This window comes from Nocardia wallacei, assembly GCF_029868745.1.
Taxonomy (GTDB): domain Bacteria; phylum Actinomycetota; class Actinomycetes; order Mycobacteriales; family Mycobacteriaceae; genus Nocardia; species Nocardia wallacei_B.
Window position 1 is genome coordinate 1 of the sequence record NZ_JARWOP010000097.1, and the last position, 16,441, is coordinate 16,441.

The 16,441-nt window shown below is 68.2% G+C and carries 17 protein-coding genes; 6 read left to right on the forward strand and 11 right to left on the reverse strand.

What is annotated here, in order from left to right; translation table 11 throughout:
• The 7 genes from QH470_RS07270 to QH470_RS07300 all read right to left on the reverse strand — a co-directional run.
• Positions 1-209, reverse strand: a 209-nt coding sequence (locus QH470_RS07270; RefSeq protein WP_280271501.1) for a transposase, incomplete at its 3' end; no start/stop codon positions are given.
• A 363-nt stretch (positions 210-572) separates the two neighbouring features.
• The gene (gene lysA, locus QH470_RS07275) at positions 573-1,916 is read right to left on the reverse strand and encodes a diaminopimelate decarboxylase (RefSeq protein ID WP_280271502.1); all 1,344 of its coding nucleotides are present in this window, start codon (positions 1,914-1,916) and stop codon (positions 573-575) included.
• A gap of 163 nt (positions 1,917-2,079) precedes the next feature.
• Entirely contained in the window at positions 2,080-2,877 is a 798-nt protein-coding gene (cmrA, locus tag QH470_RS07280) for a mycolate reductase (protein ID WP_280271503.1), read from the reverse strand.
• Complete coding sequence (locus tag QH470_RS07285) at positions 2,874-3,560, reverse strand: VOC family protein (RefSeq protein ID WP_280271504.1); 687 nt, start codon at positions 3,558-3,560, stop codon at positions 2,874-2,876. Before QH470_RS07285 ends, cmrA begins: the two co-directional genes overlap by 4 nt.
• Positions 3,560-5,596, reverse strand: a complete 2,037-nt coding sequence (locus QH470_RS07290; protein WP_280271505.1) for an FAD-dependent oxidoreductase — start codon at positions 5,594-5,596, stop codon at positions 3,560-3,562. Before QH470_RS07290 ends, QH470_RS07285 begins: the two co-directional genes overlap by 1 nt.
• Positions 5,593-6,144, reverse strand: coding sequence for a PadR family transcriptional regulator (locus tag QH470_RS07295; RefSeq protein WP_280271506.1), 552 nt, complete (start codon positions 6,142-6,144; stop codon positions 5,593-5,595). The genes QH470_RS07290 and QH470_RS07295 overlap by 4 nt, the downstream gene beginning before the upstream one ends.
• 9 nt (positions 6,145-6,153) lie before the next feature.
• Positions 6,154-6,651, reverse strand: a complete 498-nt coding sequence (locus QH470_RS07300) for an ATP-binding protein (RefSeq protein WP_280271507.1) — start codon at positions 6,649-6,651, stop codon at positions 6,154-6,156.
• Between the two features lie 171 nt (positions 6,652-6,822).
• Here QH470_RS07300 and QH470_RS07305 point away from each other — a divergent pair, with 171 nt between their 5' ends.
• The 5 genes from QH470_RS07305 (at position 6,823) to QH470_RS07325 (ending at position 11,500) form a co-directional block, all read left to right on the forward strand.
• The gene (locus QH470_RS07305) at positions 6,823-8,073 is read left to right on the forward strand and encodes a PP2C family protein-serine/threonine phosphatase (protein WP_280271508.1); all 1,251 of its coding nucleotides are present in this window, start codon (positions 6,823-6,825) and stop codon (positions 8,071-8,073) included.
• A gap of 290 nt (positions 8,074-8,363) precedes the next feature.
• Entirely contained in the window at positions 8,364-9,908 is a 1,545-nt protein-coding gene (locus tag QH470_RS07310; protein WP_280271517.1) for a sensor histidine kinase, read from the forward strand.
• Entirely contained in the window at positions 9,905-10,369 is a 465-nt protein-coding gene (locus tag QH470_RS07315; RefSeq protein ID WP_280271509.1) for a response regulator, read from the forward strand. The genes QH470_RS07310 and QH470_RS07315 overlap by 4 nt, the downstream gene beginning before the upstream one ends.
• A gap of 3 nt (positions 10,370-10,372) precedes the next feature.
• The gene (locus tag QH470_RS07320) at positions 10,373-11,047 is read left to right on the forward strand and encodes a TetR/AcrR family transcriptional regulator (protein WP_280271510.1); all 675 of its coding nucleotides are present in this window, start codon (positions 10,373-10,375) and stop codon (positions 11,045-11,047) included.
• Between the two features lie 57 nt (positions 11,048-11,104).
• Positions 11,105-11,500 carry an anti-sigma factor antagonist gene (locus QH470_RS07325; protein ID WP_280271511.1) on the forward strand — a complete coding sequence of 132 codons (396 nt, stop codon included), beginning with the start codon at positions 11,105-11,107 and terminating at the stop codon, positions 11,498-11,500.
• A 1-nt stretch (position 11,501) separates the two neighbouring features.
• Here the strand turns inward: QH470_RS07325 and QH470_RS07330 are convergent, their stop codons facing one another.
• The 3 genes from QH470_RS07330 to QH470_RS07340 all read right to left on the reverse strand — a co-directional run bounded on the left by QH470_RS07330 (position 11,502) and on the right by QH470_RS07340 (position 13,074).
• Complete coding sequence (locus tag QH470_RS07330; RefSeq protein WP_280271512.1) at positions 11,502-12,302, reverse strand: RNA polymerase sigma factor SigF; 801 nt, start codon at positions 12,300-12,302, stop codon at positions 11,502-11,504.
• Positions 12,292-12,729 carry an ATP-binding protein gene (locus QH470_RS07335; RefSeq protein WP_280271513.1) on the reverse strand — a complete coding sequence of 146 codons (438 nt, stop codon included), beginning with the start codon at positions 12,727-12,729 and terminating at the stop codon, positions 12,292-12,294. The genes QH470_RS07330 and QH470_RS07335 overlap by 11 nt, the downstream gene beginning before the upstream one ends.
• Before the next feature lie 168 nt (positions 12,730-12,897).
• A complete protein-coding gene (locus QH470_RS07340; protein ID WP_280271514.1) occupies positions 12,898-13,074 on the reverse strand; it encodes a hypothetical protein in 177 nt (58 codons plus the stop codon).
• Positions 13,075-13,275: 201 nt separating this feature from the next.
• Between QH470_RS07340 and QH470_RS07345 the strand changes: the two genes are divergently transcribed.
• Positions 13,276-14,247, forward strand: coding sequence for a YihY/virulence factor BrkB family protein (locus QH470_RS07345; protein WP_280271515.1), 972 nt, complete (start codon positions 13,276-13,278; stop codon positions 14,245-14,247).
• A gap of 117 nt (positions 14,248-14,364) precedes the next feature.
• Here QH470_RS07345 and QH470_RS07350 read toward each other — a convergent pair whose 3' ends face one another.
• On the reverse strand, positions 14,365-15,786 hold the full coding sequence (locus QH470_RS07350) for an MFS transporter (protein ID WP_280271516.1): 1,422 nt from the start codon (positions 15,784-15,786) through the stop codon (positions 14,365-14,367).
• Positions 15,787-16,441: the final 655 nt, after the last annotated feature.

Consider the following 16,441-nt stretch of genomic DNA (forward strand, 5'->3'; position numbering starts at 1 on the left):
GCCCGCTCCGCAGCATCCAAGGGCTTTTCCCCGTGGATCTCGGCCGCGGCGATCCTGCGCCGCTCATCTTTGACCCACGTCCCCAGCAGACTCTCGTGAATACCCAGCTCCCGGGCAACTTCAGCGACCGTGCGACCCGAAACGATCACACGATGCGCAGCCTCGACCTTGTACTCGGCCGTGAACGACCGACGCTTACGAGGAGGCACACAGACATCCTAACCAGCGGGAACAACCATCCCGCTAACTCGGTGTCCACTCCCCGGGGTGAACCTCAGGTGAGTTTGCTGTGGGTTTTGGTGGGTGGGTGAGTTGGAGTGTGGGGCTTAGTGGTTGGTGGGGGAGGTGGGGGCTTGGTGGTCGGCGGGCGGATCAACGTGGGTTTGGGGCGGGAAGGCCGACGGGTGGTAGGCCGATGTTTCGGGGCTGGAGGCCACCGAGTGGACCAGCCGGAGTGCGGGGCAGGTTGTGGTGGGTGAGTTGGGTGGTGGGGCCTGGTGGTCGGGGTTGGGTGGGTGAGTTGGGGTGTGGTGGTTGGTGAGTGGGGGTGTGGGGCTTGGCGGGTGAGGTGGTCAGCCGAGGTCTCGGGCGAGGAGGTCGGATGGGGTTTCGCGGCGGATGAGTTCGCGGGAGCGGCCTTGGTGGACGGAGATGAGGGGTGGGCGGCCTACGCCGTTGTAGGTGGAGGCGAGGCTGTGGTGGTAGGCGCCGGTGCAGGGGATAGCGAGGATTTCGCCGGGGCGTAGGTCGGCGGGGAGGCGGATGTCGGGGGCGAGGATGTCGCCTGCTTCGCAGTAGCGGCCGGCGACCGTGGCGGTCATGAACGGGCCGGTGGGGTGGCGGTTGGCGACGACGGCGTCGTAGCGGGCGCCGTACAGGGCGACGCGCGGATTGTCGTTCATGCCGCCGTCGACGATGACGAACGTGCGCCCGCCCTCGATGTGCTTGACCGTCATCACCCGGTACAGCGTCACCCCGGCGCGGGCGACGATCGCACGGCCGGGCTCCAGCGCGATCCGCGGGCGGGGGAAGCGGTGGCGCGCACACGCGGCGTCGAGCGCGTCCTCGATGATGTCGGCCAGTTCGTACAGATTCAGTTCGGCGTCACCCGACCGGTAGGCGACCGCGTGCCCGCCGCCGAGATCGAGCTGGGTGAGCAGCACCCCGTATTCCATACGTACCCTGGACATCTCGGCCACCAGCCGTCGCACGGCCTCACCGTAGAAATCCGGATCGTGGATCTGCGAACCCAGATGGCAGTGGAAGCCGACCAGTTCGAGCGCGGGCTGCCGCAGCACCCGCTCGATCGCCTCGGCCGCCTGGGCACTACCCAGCGGAAAACCGAACTTCTGGTCCGCCACACCGGTTTTCACGGCCGGATGCCCGTGCACATCGATACCCGGCGACAGTCGCAACAGCACCTGCTGCCGCCGCGACACCAGCGCCGACAGCAGCGTGATCTCGGTGAGCGAATCGATCACGATACGCCCGACCCCCGCCGCCACGGCCGCCTCCAGCTCGGCGAACGGTTTCCCGCTGCCGTGCAGCACAATTCGCGCCGGATCGACACCGGCGGCCAGCGCCACGGCAAGCTCGCCACCCGAGCACACATCCAGCGACAGCCCCTCCTCGGCGATCCACCCGGCCACCGCCTTGGTCAGCAGCGCCTTGGCGGCGTAGACGATCTCGCCCTCCGGGAAATGCTTGCGGTAGGCCTGGCAGCGGCGGCGGACCTCGGTCTCGTCGACGACGTAGGCGGGGGTGCCGTACTGGTCGGCGAGGTCGGCCAGGGCGACCCCGCCGAGGGTGATGCGTCCGAGGTCGTCGTGGTGGGTCTCGCACGGCCAGACGGTCGTGTCGACGCGGGGGGACGGCATTCCCGATCGCAGCGAAGGGAATATCTCGAGCAGCGTCACGATCTCTCCTGCGGTGTTCCCCGCTTTCGCCTGTGCTGCGGGGCCACCGACAGGACTACGCCGGTTCCGGGGCGTCGAAACGGCCGACTACGCGGCCTTGACATGCGGCGGCGCGATCTTGACGCGGTCCTGACACCGGTGTGATCGGTCGCACGCCCCGAGGTCAGCTACCGCCGAGCTTCTTGTAGAACGTGCCCACGATCGGCGCGGTGACCGCCCGCGGCGCGTACTGTCCGGCGACGCTCATGCCCTTGCTGATCAGGCCCGGCACCACCCGCATCTTGTTGCGTTCCAGCGCGTCGATGGAGATCTTGGCGGTGTAGGCGGCCGATACCCAGATGAAGTCGGGGATCTTGCTGCCGACCTCGTCCTGATCGGGGTTGTCGGTGCGGACCGGGCCCGGCGCGAGCAGGGTGACGTTGATGCCGGTGCCGGTGAGTTCGCCGCGCAGCGATTCGGAGAAGCTGTTGGTGAAGGCCTTGGTCGCCGCGTAGGTGGCGTTGTTCGGGATCGGCATGTTGCCGGCGGCCGAACCCGTGATGAGGATGCCTCCGCTGCCGCGCGCGGTCATGCCGGGCAGCACGGCCAGCGTGAGATCGTGCACGGCGACCGCGTTGAGTTCCATCACCGCCCGCTCGAACTCCAGATCCAGCTTCGCGACGGGGCCGAAGGTCGCGACTCCGGCGTTGTTGCACAGGATCACGATGTCGCGGCGGGACAGCTCCTCGGCCAGCGGCGCCCGCTGCTCGCGGTCGGACAGGTCCACCGCGCGCACCTCGGCGACGACGCCGTATCGCTCGGTCAGCCGCCCGGCCAGCTCGCTGAGCAGGTCACCCCGGCGGGCCACCAGGATCAGCGAATATCCGCGCCGGGCGAGCTCCTCGGCCAGCGCGGTGCCGATGCCGGAGGAGGCTCCGGTGACGACGGCACGGTTCTCGGAGGTCGGTGCAGGCAGGCTCACGACCCGGAGCCTACCGGTGGCTCCATGAAGGCGATGCCCCAGTCGATGTGGCCGTTCCACACGCTGGCGATGCGCCCGCCCTGCACCGCTGGTTTCGGGTCGCCGATCGGGCCGCCGGCCGCGCGCACGGCGGCGACGGTGGCGTCGAGATCCGGAGTGCCGAAGGCGATGCCGATCAGCGCCGGTGGCCGCCGGGCGGCGACGACCTCGATGAAAGCCTCGCCCACGCGGTAGAACGCCATCTCCGGGCCGGACGGCCCGCGCGGATGGAAGCGGCGGCGCGGCGGCATGCCGAGCACGTCGGCCAGGGCCGCCACGGACTCGTCCAGGTCGTGCACCAGGTAGACGATGTGGTCGACGAAGGTCACGCCGTTGGGATGCGGGCTGGAAACTCCCAGGGCGGCAGTAAGATCGGCGCCGCTCGGATCGTCGGACATATGCTCGAGCAACTGCTCCAGCCGCTGTTCCGGACCTGCGGCGGCGGCGGCGTTCTCGCTGAGTAGTTCCGGCACACCGAGTTCCGAGGCGTCGCCGCGCAATTCGTCGAACCCCCAGCTCGGCGGCATGCCGACAACGCACGAGACCGCGCCCACCGGCATTCTGCGGTGCTCGTCGACGGTGAAACCGAGAGCGGTCCAAGCCTTTTCGTCACCGGGCAGGCCCAGGCTCACCAGTTCCGGCATTACAGCGCCGCCGCCAGCCGGGTGCCCTGGTCGATGGCGCGCTTGGCGTCCAGTTCGGCCGCCACGTCGGCGCCGCCGATCAGATGAACCGGCATTCCCGCCGCTCGCAGCGGAGCCTCCAGTTCGCGCACGGATTCCTGTCCGGCGCAGAGGATCACGTTGTCGCATTCGATGACGGTCGGTCGCTTGCGCTGCTCGCCGAAGCTGATGTGCAGGCCGCGATCGTCGATGCGCTCGTAGTTGACCCCGCCGACCTGCTCGACGCCCTTGGCTTTCAACGCGGCTCGATGCACCCAGCCGCTCGTCTTGCCCAGGCTCTTTCCGAACGGCGACGACTTGCGTTGCAGCAGAACAACTTCCCTGGCGGCGGGGGACGGCACGGGCGCGGTGAGCTGTCCGGGAGCCTCCGGGTCGTCGCTCGTCACTCCCCACTCCCGCTTCCACTCGTCGAGTTTCAGCGCCGGATGACCGTCCACGGTGAGGAATTCGCTGACGTCGTAACCGATTCCGCCCGCGCCGATCACGGCGACCTTCTTGCCGACCGGCTTCTCCTCGCGCACCAGTTCCGCGTAGGTGAGCACCTTCGGGTGATCGATGCCGGGGATGTTCGGGATGCGCGGGCGCACGCCGGTGGCCAGCACCACGTGGTCGTAACGGCCCTCGACCAGTTCCGCCGCGTCCACCCGCCGGTTCAGGAACACTCGTACGCCGCTGACCTCGAGTTTGCGGGTGAAGTAGCGGATGGTCTCGTTGAATTCCTCTTTGCCGGGGATGCGCCGCGCGATGTCGAACTGCCCGCCGATCTTGTCGTCGGCCTCGAACAGGTCCACCTTGTGCCCGCGTTCGGCCAGGGTGACCGCCGCCGACAGCCCGGCCGGGCCCGCGCCGACCACCGCGACGCGCCGCATCCGCCGGGTGGGCAGCAACCGCAGTTCGGTCTCGTGCCCGGCGCGCGGATTGAGCAGGCAGGACACGGTTTTGTGGACGAAGGCGTGGTCCAGGCAGGCCTGGTTGCAGGCGATGCAGGTGTTGATCTCGTCACCGCGGGTCTGTTGCGCCTTGATCACCCACTCCGGGTCGGCCAGCAGCGGCCGGGCCAGCGAGACCAGGTCGGCGTCGCCGCGGGTGAGGATCTCCTCGGCCACTTCCGGCATGTTGATCCGGTTCGACGCGCATACCGGAATGCTCACCCGCGCTTTGATTTTCGCGGTGTACTCGACGAAAGCCGCACGGGGCACCGAGGTCACGATGGTCGGGACGCGGGCCTCGTGCCAGCCGATGTCGGTGTTGATGATGCTGACCCCGGCGCGCTCCAATTCCGTTGCCAGCGTGATGATCTCGGTCTCGGTCTGGCCGTATTCCACGAACTCGGCCATGGACAGCCGGAAGACGATGAGGAAGTCGTCGCCGACGGCGGCCCGCATCCGCCGCACGATCTCCACCGGGAACCGGCGCCGGTTCGCCGCCGAACCGCCCCACTCGTCAGTGCGCTTGTTGGTGCGCGGGGCGAGGAACTGGTTGATCAGATAGCCCTCGCCGCCCATCACCTCGACGCCGTCGTAGCCGGCGAACTTCGCCAACTCGGCGCAGCGCACGTAGTCGTCGATGGTGCGTTCGACGCCCTTGCCCGACAGCTTGCGCGGCCGAAAGGGGTTGATGGGAGCCTTGATCGAGGAGGCCGAGACACTGAACGGCACATAGGCGTAGCGACCCGCGTGCAGGATCTGCAAGGCGATCCGGCCGCCCTCGCGGTGCACCGCCCTGGTGATCGCGCGATGCCGGTAGGCCTCGGTCTTGTTGGTGAGCTTGGCGCCGAACGGCAGTAGCCAGCCCTCCCGGTTCGGGGCGTAGCCGCCGGTGATGATGAGCCCGACACCGCCGCGGGCGCGCTCGGCGAAATAGGCGGCCAGCCGGTTGGCGTCCCAGGCCCGGTCCTCGAGCCCGGTGTGCATCGACCCCATCACCACTCGGTTGCGCAGCGTGGCGCCGCCGACGGTGAGCGGCTCGAACAGATGCGGATACGGGTTGGGCGTCATCGGGTTTCACCTTTCGGTCGGAGCGCGTCCAGCACCTCGTCGCACCATTCGACGAAGCCCGACTCCACCCGGATGCCGCCGCGCAGCACCAGGTATTGATGCAGGGCGGTGCCGGTCAGGCGGTGCGGCGCGGGGAAGTCCTTCTTCTCGATCAGGCGGTAGACGTCGAGTCGCTGGGCGTGCCGGTCGCGGTGCCGGGTCACCTCCGCGAGCAGCGCGGGCAGGTCACCGTGGGCGGCGGCGCGGATCTTGATGCCGAGTTCGCTGCGCAACGGGCCGATGTCCTCGCTCGGCGCGGCGATCCAGCGGGCCAGTTCGGCGCGGCCGGCGGCGCTGACGCTGTAGACCTTCTTGTCGGGGCGGCCGTCCTGCGGCACGGCCTCGCCGGTGATCCAGCCCTGCTGCTCCATGCGCTTGAGGACGCGATAGATCTGCTGGTGGGTGGCGTTCCAGAAGAATCCGATGGATTTGTCGAACCGGCGTGCGAGTTCGTAGCCCGAACCGGCGCGCTCGGTCAGCGATACCAGCAGCGCGTGCTCGAGGGCCATGCGGCGAGATTAACTGATACGCGATGTACTATGCAACTCGGTGCATAGTGGCGGGCCGGTGCCGCGCTGCTCGACGGCCAGTTCCGCCCACACGATTTTGCGGCCGCTGCGGTGGATCACGCCCCAGCCCGAGGACATCTGATCGACCAGCACCAGTCCGAGACCGCCCGTTTCGTCCGCGGAGCGAAACCGGGGATCGATCGGAGAGGCGTCGGCGACCTCGATGCGCAGACGAGGTCCGGCCGACAGGGTGATCGTGCAGCTCCGCGGTGCCGCCCCGTGCCGGAGCGCGTTGCTGGCGAGTTCGTCGGCGATCTGTACCGCGTCCGGGATGGACAGCTCCTCGTGATTCTCCGCGAGGAGTTCCTGGACCAGGCTCCGCAATCGCGCGGGCGGCACGGCGTCGAGGTCCAGTCGGATGCGTTCCCCGCCACGGCTCGACGACTGTCTGTGCCTTCTACTGCCCGCCCCGGCACTGCCCGAGCGGGAGTCGTTTCGCAACGCCACGATTTCGGCATACCCGTCCGGCCGGTGGCTATGCGCTTTTGTGCGCTTACAACGTAAACTTCCCGGCGGGCGGCACTTCTACGTCGAGAAAGCGGCTGGAAGCTCCGGCTTTCGTGACGGACGCACACGGCTCACCCCACGGCCGCGGTGCGATGGAAGGAGTGTTTGCCGATGCTTTCCCGAGACCACGGCGCGGGTGCCGAGGGCGCCCTCGCCCGGTCCGCGCGCGCCGCCGCGGTGGGGGACGGTCAGGAACCGCTGGTGCTGCTCGTCGAGGACGATCCGGGTGATGCGCTGCTGGTGGAGGAGTTGGCCGCGGATACCGCGCCGCCGCTGCGGTTGCTGTGGGTGCGGTCGATCCGCGAGGCCATCGAGCGACTCGCGACCACGCTGCCCGATTGTGTACTGCTGGATCTGAATCTGCCCGACGCCGCCGGCATGGAGGCCCTGCAGCGGGTGCGCGAGCACGCCGACGACGTCGCGGTGGTGGTGCTCACCGGTCTGGACGATGAGGAGGCGGGTCTCGCGGCGGTGGCCTCGGGCGCGCAGGACTACCTGGTCAAGGGCCGGGTCGAGCCGGAGCTGCTGGGCCGTGCCGTGCGCTACGCCGTGCAACGCAAGCAGGCCGAGCGCGCGACCGCCGCGTTGCGGGCGGGCCAGATGCGGGCGCGCGAGAACGCGCGGCTGGAGCGCGGCCTGCTGCCCACCCCGTTGCTCGGCGCGAGCGGGGACGTCGACGTGGTCGCCCGGTATCGCTCGGGCCGGGCGAGCGGATTGCTCGGCGGCGACTTCTACGACGTGGTCCGCACCGAGGACGGGTCGGTGCACGTGGTGGTCGGCGATGTCTGCGGGCACGGCCCGGACGAGGCGGCGCTCGGCGTGGCATTGCGAATCGCTTGGCGCACATTGGTTCTCGCGGGAACGACCGGTCCGCAGCAACTGCGGTTGCTGGAGCAGGTGCTACTCGCCGAACGCGTCGGCACTGATATCTTCGCGACGATGACCACGGTGACGCTGCTGCCGGACCACACGACCGTACAGCTGATGCGGGTGGGGCATCCCGGCCTCCTCCTGCATCGTGCCGAGGCGGTCGAATGGGTCGAGGTCCCCGGTTGCGCCGCACTCGGCCTGCTCCCGGATCCGATCGAGTGCACGGTGCACGAGATGACCCTGCCGCCCGGCGCGGGCCTGCTGCTGTTCACCGACGGCCTGTTCGAGGGCCACAACGGCGTCGGCGACGAACGACTGGGCGAAGAGGGCCTGCTCGAGCTGGCCGGCGCGGCGGCCGGCCGGGACCCGGGCCCGTTCGTCGACGAGCTGATCGCCGCCGCCGAGGCCCTGGCCGAGGACAAGGGCGGCCTCGCCGACGACGTGGCCGCGGTCTACGTGCGCTGGGCCCACGCCGCGACCGAGCCGCGATGACGGGCACGCCGAAGCAGGGCAACGGGGACGCAGCGCCGCAGGAAGAGAAGGCCACACCCCGGTCGGAGGGAGCGGTCGGATCGCGACCGGGAAAGGCGGCCATGTCGCGGCAGGAAGACGCGATCGCAGCGCCGCAGGGCGAGTTGGGCGGATCGCCGCACGGAGACGAGGCCACATCGCGACAGGGCAACGGGGACACAGCGCCGCGGGGAGAGTTGGGTGGATCGGGGAAGGTGGGTGTGGTCGGCAGGCTCAGTGTGCAGCGGTGGTTCTATGTCGTGCTGGCGAGCATGGTGCTGCTGGTGATCGTCGCAACCTTTGTCGGTGTCCGGTTGCTGCAGCAGACCGGGCAGGTCACCGATCGGCTGATCGATCGCACGGAACCGGCGGCCACCGAGGCGTATCGCCTGCAGGCCGCGCTGGTGAACCAGGAGACGGGCGTGCGGGGCTATGCCCTCAGCGCGGACGAGCAATTCCTGACGCCGTTCCAGCAGGGCGAGCAGGACGAGGCCCGCGCGGCCGCGCGAATGCGGACCCTGATCGGCGATCGGCCCGAACTGGTCGCCGAACTCGATGCCGTCGAACAGCTGGCGTCGCAGTGGCGCACCGGGTACGCCCGGCCGCTGATCGATGCCGTGACCGCGAACTCCGCACCGGCGGCGGACCCGAACGCCGTGCTGGGCGGCAAGGCGGCGTTCGACCGGCTGCGCGCCCGGTTCGACACCCAGAACGCCGGGCTGAGCGCGACGATCGCCGACGACCGCGCCGAGCTGGCGCACACCCGCGCCGTGCGAGACTGGGTGCTGGGCGGCATGGTGGCGCTGTTCCTGCTCACCGGCGTGGTGTCGGCCGTGCTGGTCCGGCGGCTGGTGACGCGGCCGCTGCAGGATCTGCGGTCGGCCTCGCTGCGAGTGGCCGCCGGCGATTTCGAGCACCGCATCGCCGCGCGCGGCCCGGCCGATCTACGCACCATGGCACAGACGGTGGAGGCGATGCGGCGGCGCATCGTCGAGGAACTCGCCTCCTCCCGCGCGCAGCAGCAGGCGCTCGCGCGACAAGCGGAGGAACTCGACGAGCAGGCCGTCGAATTGCGCCGTTCCAACGCCGAACTCGAGCAATTCGCCTATGTCGCCTCCCATGATCTGCAGGAACCGCTGCGCAAGGTGGCCTCCTTCTGTCAGCTGCTGGAGAAGCGCTACGGCGACAAGTTCGACGAGCGCGGTACGCAATACCTGATGTATGCCGTGGACGGCGCGCGGCGGATGCAGGTCCTCATCAACGACCTGCTCACCTTCTCCCGCGTGGGCCGGTTGGGTGAGGACAAGGTGGCCGTCGCTCTCGATCAGACGTTGGACCGCGCCCTCGACAACCTCGCCACCGCGATCGAGGAATCGGGCGCGACCGTGCGACGGCCCGAGCAATTGCCCGAACTGCATGCCGCCCCGACATTGCTGGTCATGTTGTGGCAGAACCTGATCGGCAACGCCGTCAAATTCCGCAGCCCCGACCGGGCGCCGGTGGTCCGCATAGACTGTGAGCCGGAACCCGGCGAGGAGGGCGAGGTCTGGCGGCTGTGCGTCACCGACAACGGCATCGGCATTCCGGACGAGTTCAGCGAGAAGGTCTTCGTGATTTTCCAGCGGCTGCACGGCCGCGACGAATACGGTGGAACCGGGATCGGTTTGGCGCTGTGTAAGAAGATCGTCGAGTATCACGGCGGCCGTATCTGGCTGGACACCACGTACACCGACGGCACTCGACTCTGTTTCATACTCCCGGCGAACAACGAAGAAACCACGGCCGCACCGGTCGAGGTGGAAGGAGCACCGGCATGACCGTGGCAGGCCAACCCATCGATGTTCTGCTGGTCGAGGACGATCCGGGCGACGAGCTGATGACCCGGGAGGCATTCGCCGACAACAAGATCGGCAACACCATGCATGTCGCCCACGACGGCGAGGAAGCGCTCGACTTCCTGTATCGCCGTGGCGAGCATGCCGACGCGCCCCGCCCCGACCTGATCCTGCTGGACCTCAATCTGCCGAAATACGATGGGCGCCAGGTATTGGCGACGATCAAGTCCGACGCCGAACTCGCGCATATTCCGGTGGTCGTCCTGACCACGTCGGCGGCCGAGGAGGACATTCTGCGCAGCTACAAACTGCACGCGAATGCCTACGTCACCAAACCGGTGGATCTGGATCAGTTCATCGCCGCGATCAAACAGATCGACGAGTTCTTCGTCCAGGTGGTCCGGCTGCCCCGGGAACCGAACAAACTGGGTCCGGTGCTGTGATCAGTGCCCGATGAACCGCGCCCGCCACTGAATCGCCGGTCGATCCTGGAATTGGCTATCGACCTGGTCGATCGCGAAGGCCTGCACAAGTTGACGATGCGCAGGCTGGGTGCGGAATGCGGGGTCGAGGCCATGGCCCTGTACCGGTACGTGCACGGCCGGGAAGACTTGCTCAGCGGCATCGTGGATCATCTGGTCGACCGTTTGCGCACCGATCAGCTCGCGGCCCGCCGCCGAGAGGACGGGTGGCAGGATTTTCTGGTGCGACTGGCGCACGGGGTGCGGCAGATCGCGCTGGACCATCCGGAGTTGTTCCCGCTGGTGGCCACGCGCCCGCCGGAGGCGCCGTGGGTGCGGCCGCCGCTGCGCAGCCTGCAGTGGATGGAAACGTTCCTGGATACGTTGCTGTCCTACGGTTTCGACGATATCGCCGCGGTGGTGGCGTATCGGTCCTACACGACATTCCTGCTGGGGCAGTTACTGCTGGAAGTATCCGCGCGCACCCCGGCGCCGCGCGCGGATTCCGCATCGCGGCCGGAACCGGTGCGGGACCTGTCCGATTACCCGCAACTGCGGCGGCTGCAACCGATGCTGGCGCAGGACCGTTCGCTGGAAGAGTTCGAAGATGCCCTCGAGGCCCTGCTGGACCGGCTCGAGGCCCTGCTCGCTCGGCGATGAGCGCCACATCCCGGATCGGGTTCCCGTCCGCCGTGGATACAACGTAAACTGCCAGGCGTGACCGATAGCGCCCCGGAACAGAATCGTGCAGTGTCCGACAACTCCAGCGAGACGCGTATTCACATCGTCGCCGACACGCAGGATAAAGCGACGGTTCTGCGCGTCAGCGGCGAGATCGACGTTCTCACCGCGCCGGTGCTACGGGAAGCCATCGAAACCGCTTGGAGTGAGGGCCCACAGCCGCCCGCGACAATCGTGGATCTCACCGCTGTGACGTTTCTCGCCTCGGCCGGGCTGGCGGTTCTCGCCGGCTGCTCCCGGTCGGCTCCCGAGAGCGCCCGGCTGTGGGTGGTCGCCGACAAGCCGGCGACCTCCCGGCCGATTACCGTCACCGGGTTGTCGGAGCTGCTCAATCTCTGCACCACGGTGGACGAAGCATTCGAAGCGGTTTGATTTACTCCTGCAGTGCCTGATCTCGCAATTTCTTCAGGGTTTTCGTGAGAATGCGCGAAATCTGCATCTGCGAACAGCCGAGCTGTTCGGCGATCTGCTGCTGGGTCATCGAGTCGCCGAATCGCATGGACAATATCCGGCGTTCCCGATCGGGCAGCGCGGCCAGCAGGGGCTTGACGGCCAGATAGTTATCGATGGCGCCGAACTGCGGCTCCTCCGTGCCGAGGGTGTCCAGCAGTGACGAGCCGCCCTCGTCGCTCTCGGTGGCCGAATCGAGCGAACTGGCCTGGTATCCGTTGCGTGCGATCAGCGCCTGGGTGACCTCGGCCAGGTCGACCTCGAGTTCCTCGGCGATCTCGCGCGCCGTGGGCACCCGGCCCAGCCGATGCGTCAGGTCGTCGGTCGCCGGGCCCAGCTTGATCTGGATCTCCTTGAGCCGCCGGGGAACTCGCACTGCCCAGGTGTAGTCGCGGAAGTGGCGGCGTACCTCGCCCATGATCGTGGGCACCGCGTAGCCGAGAAAGGTGCTGCCGACTGCGGGGTCGAAGCGATCGACCGCCGCGACCAGCCCCACCCGCGCGATCTGCACCAGATCCTCGAAGTTCTCGCCGCGGCCGGAGAACTTGCGCGCGATGTGTTCCGCGACCGGCAGGCATCGCGAAATGATGGTTTCGCGAAGCGCCCGGCGCTGCGGGTCGTCCGGGTCCAGCGTGTGGAGCTGGACGAACAGCGGCTCGATATTGTCGTAGCTGTCCGGGGTGGAGCGCCGCGGCCGCCGCGGCGTATTGCGGTCATCGGCCATCGGTGACCGCCGCGGTGCAACAGAATTCGATGATCGCGCGATGACCGCCGAGGGCGGAGTCGTAGGGGTCCACCGAAGTCGTCAGCGAGTCGGTCAGGGTCGACACGATGTGCCAGCCCATGCCGCCCTCGTCGGGACCCTTGTCCGAGTTGGTCACCGCCGCGACCCGCACGCGCATGCCCGCACGGTCGTACTCGAACGCGCAGTCGAGTTCGGTGTCGCGCACGCTGTCCTGCACGAGGGCGGTGGCGACCTCCTCTACGGCCAGACGGATGTCGACGACCTGATCCATCGCGAAATCCGCGAAGAGGGCGACGGTTTCGGTCACGGCGCGCAGCAGCGCCAGATCCTCGAAATCCGCCGGTATCCGCACGCCGATGGTCCGGGTGGGCGTCACCGGCTCGGCGACTTCGTCACTCGAATCCATGCGTTACTCCTGTTCTGTGCCGTCGCGCGAGCGTACCGGCGTAGAGCGCTGTGATGTGGCCTGCTGCGGGATCTGCCGCGCGGCGGCTGCCTCGCCGTGCACATCGGGCAACGATGTGCGGCGGGAGGGCGCCACGGCCGGAAATCGATCGGGGTCTCGCTCCTCCGATCACATGCCGACGTAGTGGGAGTCCCAGCGGCGGCGGGCCACCCCGCCACGGAAGCGGGCGCGGATCTGGCGTTCGTATCCGACCACGAACACCCAGTACATCGCGATCACGACAACCGCCGCGCTACCTATCGCCGTCACCGACACAGGTACCAGCCAACCCAGCTCCCAGGCCACGCCGACCTCTCCTCACCGTCTTCACGCGCGGCCCGGCGGGCCGCCTCCGTGAAGTACATAGACCGCCGCGGGGATCTCAAACAGGTGTGTTCGTTGTCATTCCGGCGCAGCCGTTCTCATCGATCGTAGGCCGCTCACCCGGTGCCGGCGTAGTTTGTGATCTCCGTGATTCGGGTATCGCGCCCCGGTGAGGAGGCGCAGGTGAACGGATCGAAAACGCGCGGCGATGCGCCGGTGGACTGGTCGTCGGGCCCCACCGGGCTGCGCAGGCGCACGTGGTGGACGGCGGTGCGGCGGCTGGGTGTGGCGCTGTGGGACGACACCGTCACCGACAGGGCGGCCGCGCTCACCTATTACAGTGTGCTCTCGATCTTTCCGGGCCTGATCATGCTGACGGCGTTCGTGGGCCTGCTGCGGCCGTCGGCCACCTCTCCGCTGATCGGGGCCATCCGGGAGCTGGGGCCCGGCCGGGGCACCGAGTTGCTGGTGGACGTGGTGAACGAATTGCAGGGCACCCAGCAACTCGCCGGGCCGCTGGCGTTCGTCGGTCTGGCCGTGGCGATGTGGATCGCGTCGGGGTACGTCGGCGCGTTCGTGCGCGCGGCCAACGGGATCTACGAGGTGCAGGAGGGGCGGCCGGTGTGGAAGACGGTGCCGATGCGCCTCGGTGTCACGGCGGCGCTCGTGGTGCTGATCGGTCTGTGCGCGGTGGTGGGCCTGGCGACCAGCGCCGTCGTGCATCGACTCGGCGGCGGGTCGTTCGTGGAATCGGCGTGGGCACTGGCGAAGTGGCCAGTGGTCGCCCTACTCATGGGCGCGGTGGTGAGCTTGCTGTACTGGGTCGCGCCGAACGCGCGGCAGCCGGGATTCCGGTGGCTGACGCCGGGCAGTGTGCTGGCGGTGGTCGTGTGGATCGTCGCCTCGGCCGGATTCAGCGTGTACGTGGCGCATTTCGGTTCCTACAACAAGGTGTACGGATCGCTGGCCGGGGCGGTGATCTTCCTGGTGTGGCTGTGGATTCTCAATGTGGCGGCGCTGCTCGGCGCGGGACTGAACGCCGAACTGGCGCGGGGGCGGCTCGTGGAGGACGGCGCGGAGGCGGAGGCGGACGAACCCATTCTGCCGCCGCGCGATACGCGGGCGATGACGTCGCCGCCGCAATATTGTGGGTGATTTGTTGCGGTAGAGAGAGATTCCGAATTTCTCTGTACCATCGGAGGCGGTGCTCGCACCAGCTCGGATACGGGAAGGGCACCTCGCGGAGTCTCGCGGGGTGCCCTTCTGTCGGCTCTACCGCACCGCGCGGGCCGCCAAAACGCTTGCCACCAGCACTGTTATCCCTTCGGCCACGGCGGTGAGGCCGACGGCGTGTGCCGCGGACAAGGCCGTGGCGCCGGCCTGGCTCAGGAACAGCGAGCCGAAACCGGCGATGCCGACCACGATGCCCAATTGCACGCTGGTCACCAGAATGCCGCTGGCGTCGGAGGCCAGTGCGGGCGGGACCTTGCTCAGTGCCCGAGTCATCAACGGGCTGAACGCGATTCCGAAGCCGAGACCGGTCACGCCGAAGATCGTCAGCTCCAGCGCTCCCATGGCGTGACCGTCACGCAGGCGCAGGCCGAGCAGCACGATCGTCACGGCGCCGAGCACCAGGCCGCCCGGAGTCGTGAACGGCTGCAGGCGTTTCGGTATCCGCTGCCAATTCAAGCCGGCGAGCGCGTAGACGCCGCCGAACGGGATGAACAGCAGACCGGCGTGCAGTGCCGAGTATCCGAGCGGGCCTTGCAGGTGGATCGCGGTGACGAACAGCCAGCCGCTGAAGGTGGCCATGATCACGAACAGCGTGCCCGCGACCAGGACCAAACCGGGCGCGCGCAGCACGCGATCGGAGAACAGCGATTCGCCGCCGCGCCGGTGCACGCGGCGCTCGACGAGGGCGAAGGTGGCGAAACCGATTGCCGCACAGACCAGCGCGATCCAGGTCCACACCGGCCAGTGCTGCTCGTGGCCGAGGACGAGTGGCAGCACCAGCAGCAGGACGGCCGGGGTGAGCGCGGACAGTCCGGCCAGATCCAGCTTGCGTTCGACACGGACGGCGGCGGGAAGAACCCCCGGCGCGATCGCCAGCAGGGCCAGGCCGATCGGCACGTTCACCAGAAATACGCCGCGCCAACCGCTTCCGGCGATATCGGCGCTGACGAGCAGACCGCCCACGATCTGCCCGACCACCATCGCGCCGGAAATCACCGCCGCATAGGCCGACAGCGCCCGCGCCCGCGCGCCACCGCTGAACGTCTTCTGGATCAGCGTCATCACCTGCGGCACCATGGTCGCCGCACCCACACCCTGGATGAATCGGAACACGATGAGCACCAACGTATTCCACGCCAAGCCGCAGGCGAGCGAGGCCACCGTGAACAATGCCAGCCCGGTCAGGAACATCGTCCGCTGGCCGACCTTGTCCCCGAGCCGAGCGCCGGTCACCAGCAGCACGGCGTAGGAGATCACGTAACCGGACACGATCAGCTGCAACGCCGATCCGCTGGCATCGAGCGAGGTGCGAATGGAAGGAATCGCGACATTGACGATCGAGGCATCGAGAACCGCCATGAACTGCCCGAGCAGAATGACGGCGAGAACGGTCAGCGACCGGCCGGACGACAGCGCCGATACGCCGGTCGCCGATGGAGTTCCAGGCAGCGTTCGTGTCATGCCGCCGAGCCTGCGCCGCTTCCGATCCCGGTAACAGGAGCCTGCTCATACTGGTAGTGAGAGCACCTGGTTGCGGGTTGCGGCGGCCTTCGCGATGATGGTTGCCAAGGGGCCACCGAAAAGCATTGGAGGAGAAATAGTCTGACAACTTGAGATGACGTGCACTGCTTATATGCTGTACAGCCCACGACGGGGGGTTATCGCATAGACACGGTCACGTCGGTATGACGCGAGAGTGCGCCGCCGCGACGGGGCGCACGACAGGTTGTCGGCCACCTGATGGCCGAGGACTCTGGATGGGGCTGCATCTGGATCGGTGGTTGCCCTGAGTACAGGGGAGGATGCCGCGCGGGCGCACTCGAAGGTTGTACTACTCCGCTGAAGGAGTCGGTGTGTCTGACATCGCTTTGCTCGGATCGCTCTGCTTTATCTGTTACCTGGTGCTGTGTGGAGTCGTAGTCCTCCGCACAGGAAATGCCGCGGCATTGCATGACGTAGCAATCGCTGTGTACGGCCCGCGTCGCTCGATGACGCGTTAGTCGACGGCATGAGGACCGCGGCCCGGGCAGGAAAGGCCCGGGGCGGGGCCGGGGGCGGGCGGGGCGGGGGGCGGCCGCCGCCCCCCGAGAAGCGGGGGGGGGGAGGGTGCGGGGTT

What these genes read in the sequence shown, in the direction of transcription:
- QH470_RS07335 (WP_280271513.1), bottom strand. Translation starts at nt 12,729, where the DNA reads ATGGATTCGAGTGACGAAGTCGCCGAGCCGGTGACGCCCACCCGGACC.
- QH470_RS07285 (WP_280271504.1), bottom strand. Translation starts at nt 3,560, where the DNA reads ATGCCGGAACTGGTGAGCCTGGGCCTGCCCGGTGACGAAAAGGCTTGG.
- QH470_RS07350 (WP_280271516.1), bottom strand. Translation starts at nt 15,786, where the DNA reads ATGACACGAACGCTGCCTGGAACTCCATCGGCGACCGGCGTATCGGCG.
- QH470_RS07330 (WP_280271512.1), bottom strand. Translation starts at nt 12,302, where the DNA reads ATGGCCGATGACCGCAATACGCCGCGGCGGCCGCGGCGCTCCACCCCG.
- QH470_RS07310 (WP_280271517.1), top strand. Translation starts at nt 8,364, where the DNA reads ATGGTGCTGCTGGTGATCGTCGCAACCTTTGTCGGTGTCCGGTTGCTG.
- QH470_RS07290 (WP_280271505.1), bottom strand. Translation starts at nt 5,596, where the DNA reads ATGACGCCCAACCCGTATCCGCATCTGTTCGAGCCGCTCACCGTCGGC.
- QH470_RS07305 (WP_280271508.1), top strand. Translation starts at nt 6,823, where the DNA reads ATGCTTTCCCGAGACCACGGCGCGGGTGCCGAGGGCGCCCTCGCCCGG.
- QH470_RS07315 (WP_280271509.1), top strand. Translation starts at nt 9,905, where the DNA reads ATGACCGTGGCAGGCCAACCCATCGATGTTCTGCTGGTCGAGGACGAT.
- QH470_RS07295 (WP_280271506.1), bottom strand. Translation starts at nt 6,144, where the DNA reads ATGGCCCTCGAGCACGCGCTGCTGGTATCGCTGACCGAGCGCGCCGGT.